Consider the following 1187-nt stretch of genomic DNA (forward strand, 5'->3'; position numbering starts at 1 on the left):
TCGATGATCTTGGCCACGACGCCGGCGCCGACGGTGCGGCCGCCTTCGCGGATCGCGAAGCGCAGACCCTCTTCCATCGCGATCGGCGCGATCAGCTTGACCGTGATGCTGACGTTGTCGCCCGGCATCACCATCTCCTTGTCCTTGGGCAGCTCCACCGCACCGGTCACGTCCGTCGTGCGGAAGTAGAACTGCGGACGGTAGTTGTTGAAGAACGGCGTGTGGCGCCCGCCTTCTTCCTTGGAGAGCACGTACACCTCGGCCGTGAAGTGGGTGTGCGGCTTGATGCTGCCGGGCTTGCACAGCACCTGGCCACGCTCGACTTCCTCGCGCTTGGTGCCGCGCAGCAGGATGCCCACGTTGTCGCCCGCCTGGCCCTGGTCCAGCAGCTTGCGGAACATCTCCACGCCGGTGCAGGTGGTCTTCTGCGTCGGGCGGATGCCCACGATCTCGATTTCCTCGCCGACCTTGATGACGCCGCGCTCCACGCGGCCGGTCACCACGGTGCCGCGGCCGGAGATGGAGAACACGTCTTCGACCGGCATCAGGAAGGCGCCGTCGATGGCGCGCTCGGGGGTCGGGATGTAGCTGTCCAGCGCGTCGGCCAGGCGCATGATGGCCTGTTCGCCCAGATCGCCCTTGTCGCCTTCCATCGCCAGCTTGGCCGAGCCCTTGACGATCGGGGTGTCGTCACCCGGGAAGTCGTACTTGCTCAGCAGTTCGCGCACTTCCATCTCGACGAGCTCGAGCAGCTCGGCGTCGTCCACCATGTCGCACTTGTTCATGAAGACGATGATGTAGGGCACGCCCACCTGGCGCGCCAGCAGGATGTGCTCGCGCGTCTGGGGCATCGGGCCGTCGGCCGCGGACACGACCAGGATCGCTCCGTCCATCTGCGCCGCACCCGTGATCATGTTCTTCACGTAGTCGGCGTGGCCCGGGCAGTCCACGTGCGCGTAGTGCCGGTTGGCGGTCTCGTACTCGACGTGCGCGGTGTTGATCGTGATGCCGCGCGCCTTCTCCTCCGGCGCCGCGTCGATCTGGTCGTACGCCTTGGCTTCGCCGCCGAACTTGGCCGCCAGGATCGTCGTGATCGCCGCCGTCAGCGTCGTCTTCCCATGGTCCACGTGACCAATCGTCCCCACGTTCACGTGCGGCTTGGTCCGCTCGAATTTGCCTTTTGACAT

At 66.0% G+C, this 1187-nt stretch carries 1 protein-coding gene; it reads right to left on the minus strand.

The window, feature by feature from the left end; translation table 11 throughout:
- Positions 1-1187 (minus strand): elongation factor Tu (gene tuf / locus D9C15_RS33165; protein ID WP_128003715.1); only part of this gene is annotated, 1187 nt, incomplete at its 3' end.

This window comes from Piscinibacter defluvii (assembly GCF_004011805.1).
Classification (GTDB): Bacteria; Pseudomonadota; Gammaproteobacteria; order Burkholderiales; family Burkholderiaceae_C; genus Piscinibacter; species Piscinibacter defluvii.